The 18,241-nt window shown below is 54.3% G+C and carries 19 protein-coding genes and 1 pseudogene; all 20 read left to right on the top strand.

Annotated elements, in window-relative coordinates; translation table 11 throughout:
- Positions 1–158: 158 nt before the first annotated feature.
- The 20 genes and pseudogenes from OCY70_RS19010 to OCY70_RS18915 all read left to right on the top strand — a co-directional run bounded on the left by OCY70_RS19010 (position 159) and on the right by OCY70_RS18915 (position 18,190).
- The gene (locus OCY70_RS19010) at positions 159–1,268 is read left to right on the top strand and encodes a saccharopine dehydrogenase family protein (protein ID WP_213429018.1); all 1,110 of its coding nucleotides are present in this window, start codon (positions 159–161) and stop codon (positions 1,266–1,268) included.
- Complete coding sequence (locus tag OCY70_RS19005; RefSeq protein ID WP_261945099.1) at positions 1,265–2,692, top strand: MFS transporter; 1,428 nt, start codon at positions 1,265–1,267, stop codon at positions 2,690–2,692. The genes OCY70_RS19010 and OCY70_RS19005 overlap by 4 nt, the downstream gene beginning before the upstream one ends.
- A gap of 494 nt (positions 2,693–3,186) precedes the next feature.
- Positions 3,187–4,890, top strand: coding sequence for a proline--tRNA ligase (locus OCY70_RS19000; RefSeq protein ID WP_213429020.1), 1,704 nt, complete (start codon positions 3,187–3,189; stop codon positions 4,888–4,890).
- A 308-nt stretch (positions 4,891–5,198) separates the two neighbouring features.
- Positions 5,199–5,452: pseudogene (locus tag OCY70_RS18995) on the top strand (DUF6138 family protein); the annotation flags it as partial.
- Positions 5,453–5,639: 187 nt separating this feature from the next.
- Positions 5,640–6,191, top strand: a complete 552-nt coding sequence (locus tag OCY70_RS18990; protein ID WP_213429022.1) for a hypothetical protein — start codon at positions 5,640–5,642, stop codon at positions 6,189–6,191.
- Between the two features lie 285 nt (positions 6,192–6,476).
- Entirely contained in the window at positions 6,477–6,881 is a 405-nt protein-coding gene (locus OCY70_RS18985) for a hypothetical protein (protein ID WP_213429023.1), read from the top strand.
- Positions 6,878–7,390, top strand: a complete 513-nt coding sequence (locus OCY70_RS18980) for a GNAT family N-acetyltransferase (protein WP_213429024.1) — start codon at positions 6,878–6,880, stop codon at positions 7,388–7,390. The genes OCY70_RS18985 and OCY70_RS18980 overlap by 4 nt, the downstream gene beginning before the upstream one ends.
- A 411-nt stretch (positions 7,391–7,801) precedes the next feature.
- On the top strand, positions 7,802–8,164 hold the full coding sequence (locus OCY70_RS18975) for a VOC family protein (protein WP_213429037.1): 363 nt from the start codon (positions 7,802–7,804) through the stop codon (positions 8,162–8,164).
- A 59-nt stretch (positions 8,165–8,223) separates the two neighbouring features.
- Positions 8,224–8,565, top strand: a complete 342-nt coding sequence (locus tag OCY70_RS18970) for a hypothetical protein (RefSeq protein WP_213429025.1) — start codon at positions 8,224–8,226, stop codon at positions 8,563–8,565.
- Positions 8,566–8,734: 169 nt separating this feature from the next.
- Positions 8,735–8,989, top strand: a complete 255-nt coding sequence (locus OCY70_RS18965) for a hypothetical protein (RefSeq protein ID WP_213429026.1) — start codon at positions 8,735–8,737, stop codon at positions 8,987–8,989.
- 72 nt (positions 8,990–9,061) lie between these two features.
- Positions 9,062–9,652 (top strand): GNAT family N-acetyltransferase, encoded by a 591-nt coding sequence (locus OCY70_RS18960; RefSeq protein WP_213429027.1) that lies wholly within the window; start codon positions 9,062–9,064, stop codon positions 9,650–9,652.
- A 171-nt stretch (positions 9,653–9,823) separates the two neighbouring features.
- Positions 9,824–10,501, top strand: a complete 678-nt coding sequence (locus OCY70_RS18955; RefSeq protein WP_315973925.1) for an ABC transporter substrate-binding protein — start codon at positions 9,824–9,826, stop codon at positions 10,499–10,501.
- A gap of 553 nt (positions 10,502–11,054) precedes the next feature.
- Positions 11,055–11,588 (top strand): RNA polymerase sigma factor, encoded by a 534-nt coding sequence (locus OCY70_RS18950; protein WP_213429028.1) that lies wholly within the window; start codon positions 11,055–11,057, stop codon positions 11,586–11,588.
- A gap of 59 nt (positions 11,589–11,647) precedes the next feature.
- On the top strand, positions 11,648–11,776 hold the full coding sequence (locus OCY70_RS18945; RefSeq protein WP_261945098.1) for a hypothetical protein: 129 nt from the start codon (positions 11,648–11,650) through the stop codon (positions 11,774–11,776).
- A 330-nt stretch (positions 11,777–12,106) separates the two neighbouring features.
- Positions 12,107–13,162, top strand: a complete 1,056-nt coding sequence (locus OCY70_RS18940; protein WP_213429029.1) for a phosphatidylinositol-specific phospholipase C — start codon at positions 12,107–12,109, stop codon at positions 13,160–13,162.
- Between the two features lie 183 nt (positions 13,163–13,345).
- Complete coding sequence (locus tag OCY70_RS18935) at positions 13,346–14,680, top strand: efflux RND transporter periplasmic adaptor subunit (RefSeq protein WP_213429030.1); 1,335 nt, start codon at positions 13,346–13,348, stop codon at positions 14,678–14,680.
- Positions 14,680–15,375 (top strand): ABC transporter ATP-binding protein, encoded by a 696-nt coding sequence (locus OCY70_RS18930; protein WP_283776766.1) that lies wholly within the window; start codon positions 14,680–14,682, stop codon positions 15,373–15,375. The genes OCY70_RS18935 and OCY70_RS18930 overlap by 1 nt, the downstream gene beginning before the upstream one ends.
- A complete protein-coding gene (locus OCY70_RS18925; RefSeq protein ID WP_261945097.1) occupies positions 15,372–16,544 on the top strand; it encodes an ABC transporter permease in 1,173 nt (390 codons plus the stop codon). The genes OCY70_RS18930 and OCY70_RS18925 overlap by 4 nt, the downstream gene beginning before the upstream one ends.
- A 42-nt stretch (positions 16,545–16,586) precedes the next feature.
- Positions 16,587–17,276, top strand: a complete 690-nt coding sequence (locus OCY70_RS18920) for a response regulator transcription factor (RefSeq protein ID WP_213429032.1) — start codon at positions 16,587–16,589, stop codon at positions 17,274–17,276.
- The gene (locus OCY70_RS18915) at positions 17,273–18,190 is read left to right on the top strand and encodes a HAMP domain-containing protein (RefSeq protein WP_249725270.1); all 918 of its coding nucleotides are present in this window, start codon (positions 17,273–17,275) and stop codon (positions 18,188–18,190) included. The genes OCY70_RS18920 and OCY70_RS18915 overlap by 4 nt, the downstream gene beginning before the upstream one ends.
- The last annotated feature ends 51 nt before the right edge of the window (positions 18,191–18,241 follow it).

The raw sequence follows: 18,241 nt of genomic DNA, 5'->3' as shown, positions 1-18,241 counted from the left end.
AGATGCACCTTAACATCTCATTAACTGAGCTAATATTTAACGATATAAAGCAAATAAATCATGCTGCAATCCCTGAAATATGGGATGGTAAATTTATCCTGATCCTGTATAATTGAGAATGTTTCTTAATAACTCAACTACAGGATATGGTGATGGAGATGCAAGCAAAAGAGGATATTGTTGTCATCGGCGGCTACGGCCATGTGGGGAGGACCATTTGCGGGATATTGGGAGAGCGCTACCCGGGCAAGGGGTATGCGGCCGGACGGAGCCGCGAACGGGCGGAGCGCATCTGCCAATCCGCCGGAGGAAAAATCAGGCCGCTGGAGATCGATATCCGGAAGCCGATACCTTCTGCCATGCTTAATGGCGTGAAGCTCGTTATCATGTGTCTGGATCAGACCGAGACGGGCTTTGTCCGCGAGTGTTTCCGAGCTGGCACGCACTATATCGATGTGTCGGCGAACGGCTCCTTTATCCGCCAAGTGGAGCAATGCCGGGAAGAGGCAGCGGCTCATGGGGCGACCGCCCTGTTGAGCGTAGGGTTGGCTCCCGGCCTGACCAATCTGGTGGCGCTGGAGGCGCATCGGCTGTTGGGCGAGACGGATCAGATCGATCTCGCGATTATGCTTGGGCTCGGTGATGTCCATGGGGAGGCGGCTATCGAATGGACGGCAGACAATATGGGCGCCCGCTTCGACATAACGCAGAACGGGAAGCAGGTGGAGGCGCTGAGCTTCACGAACCGCAAAACGTTCGATTTCGGCGCTGATATCGGCAGCCGCCAAGCCTACCGCTTTCCGTTCTCCGACCAGCAGACGCTTCCGCGGATACTGGATGTTCCTTCCGTCGCGACGCGCTTCTGCCTTGATTCCCCCCTGGTCACCGGACTGTTGGCCGGGGCCCGAAGGACGGGGGCCGTCCGTCTGCTGCAAGCGGGCTGGCTGCGCAAGCGGATAATCCGCAGCCTCGGGACGCTTCGCTTCGGCGGAGACCGGTTCGCCGTCAAGGCAGAAGCTCGGGGAAGAAGCAGGGAGGGGAAGCATGCCTTGTCGGAATGCTTCCTCCAAGGGAGGGATCACTCCGCCGTGACGGCACAAGTCGCGGCTGCGGCCGCCGTGATGCTGGTTGATTCGCCCACCCCGGCCGGGGTCTATCATATTGAGCAGTTGACCGATTTGGTTACCATGCTGAAGGAGCTGGGGCCGGACATCACGGTCGATATCCGGCAATCCGAGCTACCGCCGGAAGGGAGGGAAGCCTGTTGAGCGCTTCCGCACACGGCAAGCCCGGAACAGCCGGCAACCAGCGGGCCTGGATGATGACGGCCATTTGCCTCAGCGCATTCTTGTCTCACTTCACCGCCGGGGTCGTGAACGTATCTCTTCCCCGGTTCATCACCGTGTTCCAATCGGATATCGGGACCGTGCAATGGATGACGACGGGGTATCTGCTCGCCATTACGTCGCTTCTTCCCTTGATGGGCAAGTTAGGCGACCGCTGGGGGCATCGCCGCATTCATAACTGCGGAATTGCTCTGTTCACCATCAGCTCTATCCTGGTCGCGCTCTCGCCGAATCTCCCCGTCCTCCTCTTGATGCGGATTGTGCAAGCGACAGGCGCGGCGATGTTCCAGGCGACGAATATGGCGATCATCACGTTTCATATGCCGGGCGCGCACAGAGGGCGGGCACTCGGGTTCGTGAGCACCGCCGTGGCCCTGGGCGGCATGGCGGGACCGGTTGCCGGCAGCTTCACCGCGGCATGGCTGAGCTGGCAGTGGGCGTTCCTGATTCATGTGCCCGTGGCGGTCGCGGCAACCGGGCTGGCGGTGCGCTTTATTCCTGCGGATCAGGAGGAGGAGGCGAGGAAGTCCTCGTTGGACCTGTTCGGAGCCATCCTGTTCATGGCCGGCATCGGCACAGGAATCTACGCCATTGTGAACGGAGGCGACTTAGGGTGGGGCTACTCGAGTATGCTTATGCTATACGTTGTCTTGCTAATCGTCTGGCCGTTGAGCTGGCTATGGCAGTCCCGGCAGAAAGAGCCTTTTCTGCCGCTCGCAGCATTCCGCATCCCGGCCGTGGCCTGCGGCTTGGTTATTAGCTGCGCATCGTTCCTGATGGCCAATATCGCGTTGGTCCTCATGCCGTTATATATCTCGGAGACAACTGCGGTATCGGCGGCGGATACAGGCTATGTCATGCTGGCGTATCCGCTTCTCTTGGCCGTTATCGGTCCCGTCGCGGGGCATCTATCGGACCGGATAGGCTCACGGCGCTTGATGTGTCTTGGGCTGTGCGCCATGGCAGGCGGATTCATGCTGTTCTCCGGGTCATTTGGCGAGCTGCCGCTGTGGGGAATCATTTGCACGCTGGCGTTGATCGGTTCGGGGATGGGGTTGATCGCCTCGCCGAATAACAGCTTTATTATGAGCTATGCCGTGAAGGGTGACGCAGGCTCGATCGGGAGCATGATTGCATTGACGCGCAACGTGGGCTTGGTGCTTGGCGCCGCGCTGGGATTGGGGCTAATGGACGACGGCGATCCCGCCAAGCCGTTGGAGGCGTACGTGCACATCTTTGGTCTTGGCGCCTGGATCGGCGCTGCCAGCCTTCTGCCGCTCGGATACAGCTGGTATGCGGGGAGAAGGATGATGAAGCGGCGGCCTGGCATTAGTACAGAGAAATGACGGCAGGTCCGTGGCGCCGTTCGCTCTTGACTTCTGAGGGAAATCGCGGTATGGTCAGGAGAAATCCAATGAAGAAGACAGGAAAAGCAGGAAAAGCAAAGACCAAAGACATGAGCGCCATGGAACGCATGGACAGAGAGGGGGCCCGCGGGCTGTAAGGCTCCACTTGCGGGTGGTTGCTTCCTCCTTTGCAGCCGCGGACTCCGGCAAGCTGCCGGCGGCCGCCGGGTTACGCCGTTATGCGTAGAAGAGGAATGCCCGCTTCGGCTGGCGTTCGAATTAGGGTGGTACCACGACGCATTCGTCCCTTCGGGGGCGGATGCGTTTTTTGCGTAGCCCGGCCCGTCAACGGAGCAGCGAGGCAGGGCTGTCTCCGACCGATGATGGTTCCGATGCGCCGGAAGCGGCCAAGCATAACAAGAACAAGGCGTTATTCCGTGCTTGGGCGAAGGGGCGGGCATGCTTTTTTTGTCGAAAAGGGAGGTTATGGCATTATGCGTCAAACTCAAATATTGTCTCCAACGCTGCGGCAAGCTCCGGCGGATGCCGAGGCGGCAAGCCACCAGATGCTTGTGCGGGCAGGATACATCCGGCCGCTGGCGTCCGGCGTCTATTCGTATCTGCCGCTCGGCTGGAGGGTGGTGCGCCAGCTGGAGCGCATCATTCGGGAAGAGATGGACAGGGCCGGAGCCCAGGAGCTTCATCTCCCCGCGCTGCTCCCTGCCGAGCTGTGGAAGCAATCGGGACGATACAGCGTGTACGGGCCGGAGCTGATCCGCCTGCAGGATCGCCATGGGCGGGAATTCGCGCTCGGCCCGACGCATGAAGAAGCCATTACGGCGCTTATCCGGGACGAAGTAAAGTCCTACAAGCGCGTGCCGCTTACAGTGTACCAGATTCAGACGAAATACCGCGATGAGCGGCGTCCGCGCTTCGGCCTGCTGCGCGGCCGCGAGTTCCTGATGAAGGATGCCTATTCGTTCGATATTGATGCGGAAGGACTGGACGCCAGCTACCGCGCCATGTTCGATGCCTATCATCGGATCATGCGGCGCTTGGGCCTGCGTTATCGCGCCATCGAGGCCGATGCGGGAGCTATCGGCGGGGATGGGGCCACGCATGAGTTCACGGTGCTGGCTGATGTCGGCGAAGATACGGTCGTATCCTGCACGGGATGCGAGTACGCGGCCAATCTGGAGCGGGCGGAGAGCGGAAGCGCCGCGAGGAAGGGAGCCGGTGCGCAAGAAGCCGGCCAGGACGGGAACCGTCCTGCGCCGGAACGCTTCCCTACGCCGGGGATGCGGACGATAGATGAACTGGCCTCCGGTCTGGGGCTGCAGCCGTCCTCTTTCATCAAGACGCTTATTTATACGGCCGACGGTGCGCCGGTCGCGGTGCTCGTCCGGGGCGACCATGAAGTGAACGAGGTCAAGGTGAAGAACTGCCTTGGCGCGGCTGCGGTTGAATTGGCGGACGAGGAGACGGTCGCCGCCGTGTCGGGCGCGCCAACCGGCTTCGCCGGCCCGATCGGGCTTCGGCCGGATGTGCGGGTGCTCGTCGACCGGGACGTAGCCGCGATGAGCGAAGGCATCGCAGGCGCCAATGCCGAGGACACTCACGTGAAACATGTCGTCCCCGGCCGCGATATCCCGCTCGATACGGCCGGCGATTACCGCAACGTCATTGAAGGCGAAGCCTGTCCGCATTGCGGGGACGGCCGCCTGCAGTTCCATCGCGGCATCGAGGTCGGCCACGTGTTCAAGCTTGGCACGAAGTACAGTGCCGCGCTCGGCGCTTCCGTGCTCGACCCGAACGGCCGCGAGCAGCCGCTGCTCATGGGCTGCTACGGGATCGGGGTCTCTCGCCTGCTGGCGGCGATCGTCGAGCAGCGCCATGATGAGCGCGGCATCATCTGGCCGAGGGCCGTCGCGCCGTTCCAGGTTCACCTCATTCCGGTGGCATGGAAGGATGAGGCGCAGCGGCAGGCAGCAGAGCGGCTGTATGCGCAGCTTCGGCAGGCCGGCATCTCCGTGCTGCTCGACGACCGTGAGGAACGGGTCGGCGTGAAGCTGACCGATGCGGATCTGTTCGGCATGCCGCTGCGCATCGTCATTGGCAGGTCGATCGCCGAAGGCTTGGTGGAGTGGAAGGAACGGGCAAGTGCAGAAGCCGAGGACTTCCGGTTGAGCGGTGCTTGAACATCCTATCAAATAGGACAAAAGACCGCTGACCCCTCAGTCCCGAGAACCTAATAAACACATGATTCTCGATTCCCGATTACATCACAAGAAACTGGAAGCAGGCATCTATCCGACGGATCGGCTGGACAGCTTTTTCTGTCCAATCATATTGTGGATCCCGGATTATTCCCCGAGATGGAGTTCCTGCCGCGCTATTACGATGTGACCAAGGAGAGCTGGTGACTGCCCGTCTACACAAAAAAGAACGGAATCGATGTATCTGCCATCGATCGCAGCATATTGAGCTGGCGCTGCATACGGCGATCCTGATCTTGAAGGGCTTCCCCAAAAGCTATCAAATCAAGCTGAAATCAAAGGCGAAGCAGGCGCTGAGCGTGCCCGGACTCGCCAAATCGCATACGCACCGTTTCTTCGGAATGCGCTGGAATACAGCGAGCTGCACCCGAGGCTCGAAGCGTATGCGCGCGTGGCCATGGCCGAGCATGAATGGCATGAGGATACGGAAGGCGAGAAAAAGTGCATGCCCGGCACGTATGCCGTATTCGGCTTGGGGTTGGCCGGCATGGATGCGGCGGCTGATGTGCTGCCCTGCAACTGTAATCGGATCCAGTCTTTTCGAAGGATTCCTTCCCGGATTCATCGTCCATATTATGGATTTGGCCCGTGCGCCTTTAAGGCAACGAGCCGTCAGAGTACGCGGGGGAATGAATCGGTCTTGCAATCCAAGGTGCAAAGGAAGTGTTGTGTTGAATTTTGTGGCATGGGCAATCGTAGCCAGCGAAATCGGGTTCTGGGTCGTTATCGTGCTCGGCTTATTCGCGCGTTATGTGCTCAAGAGACAGAAGCTTGGCCTGATTCTGCTCGCTCTCACCCCGGTCATCGATCTGATCCTGTTAGTGGCGACAAGCATCGATTTATACGGCGGAGCCACGGCGACGACGGCGCATGCCCTCGCAGCGGTATATATTGGGATCTCGATCGGATTCGGGAAAAGCATGATTGCCTGGGCGGATGAACGATTCCGGTACTATGTCGCCAAGCAAGGACCAAAGCCGCTGAAACGGTATGGGATCGATTATGCGAAGCATTACTTGAAGAGCTGGATCAGGCATGTGCTGGCGTATCTGATTGGCGCCGGGCTGTTGTTCGGGCTCATCTATCTCATCAATGACGCCGCTCGAACCGAAGCATTGAGCGGGGTGCTGCGGCTGTGGACGGCCATATTGGGCATTGATCTGCTTATTACGACTTCCTATTTTATTTGGCCCAAGAAAGAAAAGGCATCGGGATCACGATAAAAGCAGTTGATGGTCCTGATGTATGGAATTCGAGGAAGGCCGTAAAATACGATCGGGCTTGCCCGGATCCCAAAAAAGCAGAAGAGAACGAAAACCGGTTCCCTTTACCGGTTTTTTGTTTTCCCCACTTTGTAGAGCAGAATCAATCACCGTTGCATCAGATTCAATTTGTATGCTTTTGATCAAGACAACTACGATATTTGTCAGGAGATATTGCGAGAGAGGAAGTCGTCTCAATGAAATCCATGGGAGGCTTCTATCCATAATCAGAATGGAGGGTAAGGGATGGAAACGCATGAGAATTTGCAGTTTCAATCTTTTTTGGAAGAGGATGTGGCCGGTCTGACAGAAATCATGACCCGCGCTTATGACACCGATACAAAGCAATTTCTCGGCCGGGATAAGGGCCGTCCTGATGGTTATGACACAGGCGAATTTATAACACGATGGGCGATAAATTCATCGGCTCAGTCTTATAAAGTATTGTTGGATGAAAAGTTGATTGGATCTGTCATTGTGTGGATCAATGAAAACAACGAAAATATTTTAGGTTGTTTATTTGTCGATCCATTAGTGGAGAATCGCGGAGCATACGGCGTTCATTCCAAATTGTGGTATAGTAGCTATATGCGTTTGCGGCAGCTTAGGGAGGCATCGGTATCACTTGTGAAGAAGGAGTTATCGCTATGAGCCTGCAGATCGAGGAAATTCATCCGGATCAAAAAGCAACCTTTTTGAATTTGTACAATCTCTATTTATACGAGCTATCCGCCTATACCGGTGAAGATATTCAGCCTGACGGGACATTCGAATTGAGCGATACGCACTTGTATATTGACCGGAATGAATTGCATCCTTATTTCATCACCTACGATGACCAATTGGCCGGATATATTTTGCTTTGTTGGCCGCCCTATGTACCGAGCGGTATCGACTACTCGATTCAAGAATTATTTGTATTGAAAAAATATCGAGGCAAAAATCTGGCATCCGAAGCGGTAAATGCGGTGTTGAACCGATTCCCGGGCAGCTACAGCGTGGAGCAACTAAAAAACAATATTGCCGCCGTACGCTTTTGGAAGAAATTCTATAAGGAACAGAAGATTGATTTCCGGGAAAGGGAGGACAGCATCGAATTGGAAGGCTTGCCCGGAACGTATGATATGTTGTCCCAGACCTTCGTTATTTCTAAAAAATGAAGCAGAATTCCGTACAGTTCCAGCAACAGAGAGGGAAATGTGCATATTGGAATAAGGAGCAGCCATGAAGAAAGTCCAGAGGGCAATCTGGTTGCGATGAGACGAACAAGGGACAGTATTTGAAATTGTCCGGCCACAACGACCGAAAATATAGGGAAAATCATCGCGTTCATCGACGAGAAAAAATATGAAGTCAATATCCCGGAGGGAGACTATGATTTACTGCTCACGCCGATCAAGAGCACCGAAAAAGCGTTTGCGACAGGGGTGATCGTGCTCGACCGGAATAACCGGGAGATCGAAAGAATCCATGTGAATTAGCGCAAGCTGCTAAGCAAGCCGTACGCTCAAGTCCATTGGCCCTTGCGTAACTCAAGCAATAATAAATTCGAGGAGGGATTTGGATTGGCCATGATTACCCGCTTCCATCATGCCCAGATCACGATACCACGAGGCCAGGAAGAACAGGCCAAAGCCTTCTATTGCGGCGTGCTGCAGTTGAAGGAACTCGGCAAGCCCGACTCTTTGGCCGGAAGAGGAGGATTCTGGGTTCGAGTCGGCACGCAGGAGCTGCATGTCGGGACCGAAGATGGCGTCGATCCTTCATTGACCAAAGCCCACCTGGCATATCAAGTGCAGGACATCGGGGCAATGAGAGAGCGGTTACTAAGCCATGGGATTGAAATTCTGGAATCGGTTCCGATTCCGGGGTATGAACGGTTCGAATTCAGGGATCCGTTCGGCAACCGCGTTGAGTTTATTCAACCTGACTAAATCAGAAAGTAGAGTGAAGACAAGGCGAAGACCGAGCAAGCACGGCGAGAGCCGGTAAAGTGTTCGAAATCGCCAAGCCGCGGCTCGCGAATGAGACGGAAGTGCTGGAGCGAACAGGGTATCCGGCAGGCGGGGTGCCGGCCGCAAGTGGCGGCTTGGGACGGGCTTGGCATCGAAACGAGGAATGCGGATGCGAAAAAAACAGCAGCCATCATTTTGGTTATTTTAGTCAAAGAAATCACCTCCTTTTACAAACATCTTCTACCTATAACGCTATAATCCTCTTGAATATGGAAAATATAAGAGGTAGTAGCCAGCAGGCGGAAATCTATCTTTACAACAAATACCGGAACCACTACGATGAAGAAGGCGAATCAAGATATTGGAAATGCGAAGGTTGAGGCGCAGGCTCAGTCCAGTACAGCCGACCTATCCGGGTTCGCCAATGCAAGACCGTTAGCTCCGGCAGCAGGCTCAAGGAGCTTAGTTGAAGGAAGAAGCGGTTTATGAAGAAAAAGAAGATGTTCCTGATATTGTCGAGCATGATGATCGGCCCGGCGGGATACGTATATGCCGAGTTCAATGGATATCCGTTGGAAGCATGCGGAGGTGAGGAGGGAAGCGGTCGCATATATGAAGGCCAAGTACAATATGGATGTTGCGGAAGCGCTCTGGCAGAAATTATATGCCGTCGTGCCGAACCTTGCGGCAGCGCCTTGGGAGGTGGAGAGTTATTCATTAGGAGCAGGGACAAGGAGCCGAAGGAAGGCAGCGCTGGAACCGGGGGCATCGGCAAGACGATGGTGCTGTCTCTGCCTGCGATAAGCTTGAGCATATCGCGAGCATGGAAGATATGAAGAAGGAAGTCAGAGAGTATTAACAAGGGGAGAATCGAGAATGAGTGGAGCTTTTACTTTTCAAGCGTTTCCCTGCTTGCAGACCGAATGCTTTCTCTTGCGGGCAATGGAGGAACGGGATTGCCGCGATATATTTGATCTCTACTCGCTGGAAGACGTGGTCCGATATACGCCGCTGGAGCCGTTTCAATCGATTCAGGATGTCATTCGGGAATGGAATTGGCACCAACAAATATTTGCGGAACAGAGCGGGCTGCGCTGGGTCATTGAGGAAAAGTCATCTGCTAAAGTGATCGGAACATGCGGTTTTCTCCAATATGAAAAGACGCATCGCAGAATCGAGCTTGGCTATGATCTGGCACCTCCGTATTGGGGGCGCGGAGTCATGACGGAGGCAGCGCAGCGTATCCTGTCGTTCGGCTTTCGCGACATCGGCGTGAATCGGATCGAAGCGAAAATCGATCCGGAAAATATCGCATCCGAGCGGTTATTGCTCCGGCTCGGTTTTCAAAAAGAAGGCGTGATGAGACAACAGGAGTTCGAAAAGGAAAGATACGTCGATATCGCCGTTTTCTCGATCCTGAAACGCGAATTCGATGCGCAGCGCCAAGCGCTCACTTCTGATGTCTAAACACGATCATGAACCCAAACAGTGAACGCCTGAGAAATAGTCCGACAAGGGTGCATTGACAGCTTCTGCATTGAATTGCAGGGCTTTCTTTGTTTATAATAATGATAATCATTATCAATTAATGCGATTTTATTGTATCACTAAGGCGTTGGTCCACAGTTTAATACACGGATCGATGATATCGGCACGATTGACGCCAGCAGCGTGGAGAAAATATTGTCGCTGGCACCGGATATGATTGTCACCTTATCGGATGACCCGGCCATCTATGAACAGTTAAGCAAAATCGCGCCGACCATCGTATTCCCTTACAATACCTTCGACGATGCCCGCGACGAAATAAGAACGTTCGGAGAAATGCTCGGCAAGGACAAGGAAGCCGAGGCCTGGATTGAAGACTTCAACGCGACGGTCCGGACAGCGAAGGAGAAAATAAAAGGCATTGTCCCAGAGGGCGATACCGTCTCGGTAATGGGCGGATTTAACAAAGAAATCTTTGTGTATTCCTTCGGCATATGGCGCGGGGTACAGGCGGTCTATAAGCATTTGGAGCTGACTCCGCCGCCGGCTGTTCAAAAACTGATAGACAACCGGGAGGATATCAAGTCAATCTCGCTGGAAAAGATTCCGGAATATGCGGGCGACTACATTTTCCTTGATTCGGGCCATGACGGTCAATTTGACCGTGATGGACCTTTCTGGAATTCATTGGATGCGGTGAAAAATAATCGCGTATTCGACTTGGACGGCGATTACTTCTGGCCGTACGATCCGATTGCCATCAAGGCCCAAGTGGAAAAAGTGGCCGAGATGCTCGCCGAGAGACAACAATCCTTATCCGGCAAGTGATGTCTGGCCTACGAATTGGAAAATGAGTCACGAAGAGGGAGGTTGCGGAAATGACGCAGCCTCCCTTAATTTTTACTGGAAGGTTAGTTCCTCAGAACTAGTTTTTATTAACATATTAAGGTTATCAATCTCTTTAGCCCCTTGTGACCCTTCATGATTTTCAATACAGTATGTACAATCCATTATGTGGATTCATGTCCACATCCTATGATATGAATGCAGCGCCGAAATCGAAACGATCTATGTTGAAAAAAATGATTCATGAGGCCCCGAATGGGGTAATTACTTTTGTTTGCAGCGAAGAGTAGTGTACAATCGGCAGTCCTTTCCAGGGAAAGGGCTTTTCGTATATTTCCGAAATGCCATCAGCGGTGCGATATCTGGTATAATCGTGTGGGGGAGCGGCGTTTTTTCACTTCATGATTGTCACGCTTTTCGTGAAATCTGGTATGTAACATCGTAAGGAGGTGATCTGAAGCTGTTATTATGGATGGTTGATGACTAGTGAACAGCAATCTGCGTTCTTTACTATATGATAGCGGGAGGCTCAGTAATGTCCTCGGAAGCACTGATGCAAGAAAATCAACGCTCGATGTTCGAAATGTTCTATGAACGCGTCTATACTACGGCGTACATGATTATTAAAGACAGCCATTTGGCTCAAGATATCGCACAAGAAACATTTATGAAAGCCTTTGCGCAAATACATACATTGCATGATGACAGGAAGCTCGGCTCGTGGCTGCAATCGATCGCGGCTAGAACCTCGTTCGATTATTTGCGCAAGCGCAACCGGTGGAATGATATCGCGTCCGAAGATACGGTTCTCGATATCGAGCTGGCCAAAGACTTCGATAGCCAACTATCGGTGGAACAAAAGGTAGAGCTGAAGATCATTGTCGACGAGATCTATACTTATCTGAAAAAGCTGAAGCCGGAATATCAAAAGGTCATCATTCTCAAGTATATCCATCATATGAAAAATGCTGAGATTGCCGCCGCCACCAATGCGAACGAGAGCACGGTCAAAACGCGCTTGAAGCGGGCCAAAGCGATTTTGCGGCAAAGCATGGGCAACCTGCCGTGAGGAGGAGACCGAACAGTGAGAAGGGGCATGTCTAAAGGGGAGGACCGGAATAAGATGCGATGCTATTATATTCGATGCAGTCCGATATTGTGATCGTCAGGAGAATCGATGCAATGGGAATGGAGGAGGAGAAGGACCAGCTTGTGGAATACGTAAGAGAGCGGCTGGCCCGCATCAAGGATACATAACAGAGAGAGAAATGACGGCGACAGCCTCCCGATAGCGGGAGGCATTTTTTTATGTAAGCCATGCCAATCAAGAAAGATACAAACCGACTTTTAACTGGATGACTGGGACTGGATTAACAATTTTCTTGGCATAGCGAAACCTTCCGTGACAGGGCGGGGTTTGAAGGATTCACGTGCTTCACATGATTGAAACACAAAATAACTATGCTTATTCCCAACCATCCCTACATAGATAATATAATTAGTTTGCTGGTTCAAAGAGAGGGAGGATTGGGAAGGTAGAAAGGGAAAGCTCTTTTACACCACGACAAGAAAGGATGCAGATAGGTAATGAAGAAGATCATTCAGTATTCAATTATTTTAATTTTGCTGCTGGGAGTTCATGTACAACCTGCGTCTGCACATTGGCATTCAGGATATTCTCATGACCCAACCATAGGATATCAAAATCCAAACTGGATGAGCTTGATTCGGGATGATGCCAGATTAAGTGATTTATCCATTCCAGGGACGCATGACAGCATGGCTTACCGAACCTCTCAGCCTGCAACTGACCATGTGTATACACAGTCGATGACGCTCAACACGCAATTAAATTCCGGAATTCGCTTTTTGGACATTCGCTGCCGTTATGTTGACGGTTCGTTTGCGCTTCACCATGGCTCCTACTATTTAGATGCCATGTTCGGGGACGTATTGAATGAGGTTACTGAGTTTTTGAAGCGCAATCCGAGCGAAACGGTTCTGATGCGCATCAAACAAGAACACAGTTCTATGCCTGATCGCGTGTTCAATGACACCCTTCAGGGATATATCAATAGCTATCCTGGATTTTTTTGGGACAGTAAAAACGGATCGATAACAAACCCTACACTAGGAGAAATGCGAGGAAAAATCGTGATCCTCCGCAATGTTGCCGGTTCGAATATCGGCATCGATTATGCTCATCAATTCGATATCCAGGATAATTATACCGTCTCAACGAATTGGGATTTATACCAAAAATGGCTGGATGTAAAAAAACAATTGCAGAAGGCGAATGAAAGCCGTCAAAAAGGCTCGCAAACCAAATTCATCAATTATTTGAGCGGCGGGAATATCGCGTATCCCTACTTTGTTGCAAGCGGGCACAGCAGCCCGGGAACATCGGCCCCCCGGCTTGCTACGGGATTGACTACTCCCGGCTGGTCAGATTCCTATCCGGATTTCCCCAGAACGGATTGCTTCATCGGGATATGCACCATTGCATTTGAAGGAACGAATGTACTGACAACCGATTATATAGCCAATCACAATGTGGAGTATACCGGCATTGTTGCCGCGGATTTTCCGGGAAAAGGATTGATTGAAAATATTATTCGTGCGAATAAGAGGCTATTTAAATAAGCCTGCTTTCTCCCCTGTGTGAACATGTCACTTGTGCGGCCTCCCGGCATCGGGGGGCTTTTTGGCGTTCATAGGTTGTTCATAGTTTTTTGCTACACTAATACGGCAGTGAGACTTGCGGCAAGAACGGAACGCGGCAGAAGCGCGCCGCACGCATGAGAAGGGAGACAGGAGAGGGGAATTATGCGATCCAAATGGAAGCTGCTGCTGACAGCCGTCGTTGTCATCACGCTATGTATGGCAGGATATTATTGGTTGTACAAGCAGCCGAAGACAGAACAAACCGCCGCACTGCCGTCAATGGCGAGAGTGGTGAAGGGAGATTTGGAGGTGACCGTAAGCGGCTCGGGTACGGTATCGCCCCGCAATACCGCGGAGGTGAGGTCGGGAGAAACGGGCAAGATTGATAAAATATTGTATGATGTTGGCGACCGGGTCGAGAAAGGAGCGGTCCTGGCCACAATCGAAAAAGAAGATCTGACGAACGAGATCGAGAAGCAGGAGATTCAGCTTCAGAAGAAGGAGCTGGAGTTCGAAAATCTGAAAACGAAGTATAAAGAAGCGGATGAGGAAGCCAGACCGTCCATCGCGGTCGAAATCGAGAACATGAAGCTGGATCTCGCCCTGGCGCAAAAGGAATTGGAACAAAAGCGGGCCGATCAGGCGAAAGAAAAGGCAATCAAAGCTCCGATCAGCGGCACATTGACGACGCTGAACATTAGCGAAGGCTCGCAATTGAACCAGAGCGGATCGATAGGCACGATCGTGGATTATACGCAGCTTCAGGCCGTGATTCAAGTCGATGAAATGGATATACCGAGCATCAAGCTGAAACAAAAGGCGGCGCTGACGTTCGACGCGCTGGCGGATACGTCGATCGAAGGGACAGTAAGCGCGATTGCCGATGAAGGCACGGCTTCCGGCGGGGTATCCGTATTCGACGTCACGATTCAATTATCGTCAAGCCAAGGCGTCAAAAGCGGGATGTCGGTCCAGGCCCAGATCGACGTGAACAGCAAATCGGATGTGCTGCTGGTGCCGATCGAAGCGGTGACCCAGCGCAACGGAAAGTCTTATGTCACGGTCTGGTCGGAACAAGCCGACGGCGCAGGCGAAGAAGCGCCGCAGCAGGCCCCGCCGGAACGGCAGCGCGAGCAGGGAACAGGCCAGAATCAAGCCAGTGAAGCGGATAGCGCCAATAGAGGGACACGCCCTGACGGAGATGCCGCCGCTCGGGCCGGCCGGGGACAGACGGGCGTTCCAAGTGCAGGCGCCGGGAAGTTAACCGAGGTGGAGACGGGGATCAATAATGAGTCCTATTTTGAAATCGTGAGCGGCCTGAAGGAAGGGGATATGGTCGTATTGCCTACGGTGCGCGCATCCGCGAACAGCAGCCAGCAATCCTCGTTCGGGGGAATGGGCGGCTTCGGCGGCAACGGAGGAAGAAACGGAAGCTCCCCTGGCGGCAACGTCGTATTTCCTGGCGGCGCCACCCGCATGCCTGGAGGGGGCGGCTGATGAGCAGGCAGGCTGTGATACATATCGAGAACATGTCCAAGGCTTACCGGATGGGCGGCGAAGAGATGCTGTCTCTGAACGAGGTGAATCTGACCGTCTATGCGGGCGAGATGCTGGCCATTATCGGCCCGTCCGGCTCCGGCAAGTCGACGCTCATGAATATGATGGGCTGCCTCGATACGCCGACGAGCGGAGCCTACTGGCTGGACGGTCAGGAGGTAAGCAAGCTATCCGGCAATCAACTGGCGGAAATTCGCAATCGGAAGATCGGTTTTATTTTTCAGAGCTTTTACTTGCTGCCTGCGCTTACCGCGATGGAAAATGTGGAGCTTCCGCTCATCTACCTCGGCATGCCGGCCAAAAAAAGGCATGAGCTCGCGGTGCAGGCGCTTGCCCAGGTCGGGCTGGAGAGCAAGCTGAATTATTTGCCGCGCCAGTTATCCGGCGGCCAGCAGCAGCGGGTCGCGATCGCGAGAGCGCTGGTCGGAGAACCGCCGGTCATCCTCGCGGACGAGCCGACCGGGGCATTGGATACGAAGACGGGACTTGAAGTGCTCGCCATCATGAAGGACCTGAACCGCAAAGGCCACACCATCGTCTTGATTACCCACGATCCGGATGTAGCCGAGGAAGCGGGAAGTGTCGTGCGCATACAGGATGGGCGCATTCAGGTCGTAAGGAGGTTCGCCCCGTGACATGGATGCAAGCATGGAAGATGGCCTGGCGCAGCATATTGGCCAATAAAATGCGCACGCTGCTGACGATGCTTGGCATCGTCATCGGCGTGGCCGCCGTCATTATCATGGTCTCGGTGGGCGAAGGCTCAACCAAGCAAGTCCAATCCCAGGTGGCGAGTCTTGGATCCAATCTGATCTCGGTCACGGTAACGGGAAGGGGCGCGGTATCGTCGCTCACGCTGGAGGAGGCGCTCGCCTTCGAGGACATTGACGGCGTCGAGGCGGTCTCTCCGTTCATCAACGGCAGCGTTCAGGCGAAAGCGGGCACGAATAACGCGAATCTGCAGGTGGAAGGCATTACGCCGGAATATGAAGCGGTTCGCGACTATCATGTGGAGAGCGGGCGCTTCATCCTCCCGATCGATGTCGAGCTCTATCAGCGGGTGGCTATCATCGGAGCGGACGCGGCGGAGACCCTGTTCCCGCAAGGGAATCCGCTCGGGCAGCAGCTATCGCTGAACGGAATCTCCTTCCGGATTGTTGGCGTCATGGCATCGAAGGGGAGCTCGCTGGGCGGGGCCAATGACAATAAGATCTGGGTTCCATTAACGAGAGGCGAGCGGCTGCTGCAGTCCAAAGGGATTCGAACGGTCTACGTCAAGTTCGCGGACACGGAACAGGCCGATTCGATTATGGCGGAGCTGGAGTCCCGGTTATCTAAAAAATTCCGCGGGTCCGACAACAGCTACAACGTGTTTAACCAGGCGGATATGATCGAAGCCCTTGGAAGCGTAACCCAGACCATGACGCTGCTGCTGGCGGGAATCGCCTCGATCTCCCTGCTCGTCGGCGGCATCGGCATCATGAATATTATGCTCGTGTCGGTGACGGAGCGGACGCGCGAGATCGGCATCCGCAAGTCGCTCGGCGCGAAGAAGCGCGATATTATGCAGCAGTTCCTGCTGGAAGCCGTCACGATCAGCAGCATCAGCGGCTTGCTGGGCATCGCGGCCGGGTTGGGCGGCGCATATGCGGGCAGCAGGGCGATGGGCATTCCGTTCGCGGTCGCGCCTGACATGATGTGGCTGTCATTCGCTTTCTCCGCGGCGATCGGGATCGTGTTCGGCTTATTCCCGGCGAACAAAGCCGCGAATTTGAAACCGGTCGACGCTCTGCGTTACGATTAATAGAAGAACGGCCGTTCAGGCCCGGGCAGAGTCGGAGGAGGAATGGGAGTGCAGAAGTCACCGCATATTTTAATCGTTGAGGATGATGCGTATATTTCGGAATTGATTGCCCTGTATTTGGACAAGCACGGCTATACGCATTCGATCGCGGAGGATGGAGCGGCGGCTCTGGAGCTGCTGGACGCGACGAACCCTGATCTTGTGCTGCTCGATATTATGCTTCCGGAGCTGGATGGCTGGCAGGTGTGCGAGGAAATCCGCGCCGAAGGGGATATTCCGATCATTATGGTCACCGGGAACGGCGAGAGCTATGACAAGCTGAAGGGATTTTCCAGCGGAGCGGACGACTATATTGTGAAGCCCTTCGATCCGAAGGAGCTTATCGCGCGGGTGCAAGCGGTATTGAGACGCGCCAACCCGGCCCTGTTCAAGGCTTCGATTCAATATCCGGAGCTGTGCATCACGCCGCAGGATCAGAAGGTGTCCGTCCGCGAACAGGACGTGGCGCTGGCCCCGAAGGAGCTGGAGCTCCTTCAAGTGTTGGCGGGGCATCCGAACAAGGTGTTCACGCGCGAACAGCTGCTGCGGCAGGTCTGGGGCGCCGATTATGAAGGCGATGTCCGCACGGTGGACGTGCATATCAAGCGGCTGCGGGAGAAGCTGGGCGAATCCGCCTATTGGAGCATCGTGACCGTCTGGGGCATCGGCTACAAATTCGAGGCAGCCTCATGAAGCGGGGCGGATGGCGGCATGCGAACGGCTTGTTCGTCAAGATCTTCGTGCTGCTCCTTATTATGCTCGTGTTCTCCTACGGTTTGTTCGGCTTCATTACCGGGTTATTTTTCAAGGGCGATCTAATGAAAAGACAGCGCTTGGATGACCGCATGCAGTTGGAGCGGATCGGACACTTCCTGACCGAGGCGAAGCAGAACGGCTGGAATGACGAGATGGTGATGGCCGGACTGGAGCTGACCGTGCCAAGGCATGTCCGCTCCTTGTACATCATTCACCAGGGGACCGGGAACGTCCGTTACAAGCTGGAAGACGAGAAGGGCCCCTATCGCCTGGATGAGGCCCGCATTGAAGAGGTTCTTGCCGGCATTGCGGACGGCCGGTATTTCGCCGAGGAGACATTCGTCGGCCGGGGCAAGACGGTGCTCGTCGGGCAGACGCTGCGCGTTCCCGGCGAAGGGGACTTCGTCCTGCTCACGGCCTCCAACCTGTTCCAGCGGGATGTCCGCATATGGAACGAGCCGCTCTGGATCGGGATTGGCATTATGCTCTCGTGCGGGGCATTGTTCGCGTTCATGCTCTCCAACCATCTGTCGCGAAGGGTGAAGAAGCTGGAAGCCGCCTCGCGCGCCATCGCCAAGGGACAGTTCCAGATCGAGATTCCGGTTCATTCCCGGGACGAGCTCGGACGGTTGGCGCGGGCGCTCGAACAGATGGCGCAAGACCTGGGGAGCCTGGATCGGATGCGCAAAGAATTCGTCGCCAATGTGTCCCATGATATGCGATCGCCGTTAACGTCCATGAACGGGTATTTGGAAGCCGTTCTGGACGGCACGATACCGCCCGAGCGGATGGCGAAATATATCCGGATCGTGCAGGAACAGAATAAGCGGCTCATCCGCCTCGTGAATTGATCTGCTCGATATCGCCAAAATTGAAGCGGGACAGTTCCAGATCATGCCGGT

Origin of the sequence: Paenibacillus melissococcoides, from assembly GCA_944800085.1 — a bacterium.
GTDB classification, from domain to species: Bacteria; Bacillota; Bacilli; order Paenibacillales; family Paenibacillaceae; genus Paenibacillus_B; species Paenibacillus_B melissococcoides.
This window is presented reverse-complemented; position numbering and strand designations above follow the sequence as displayed.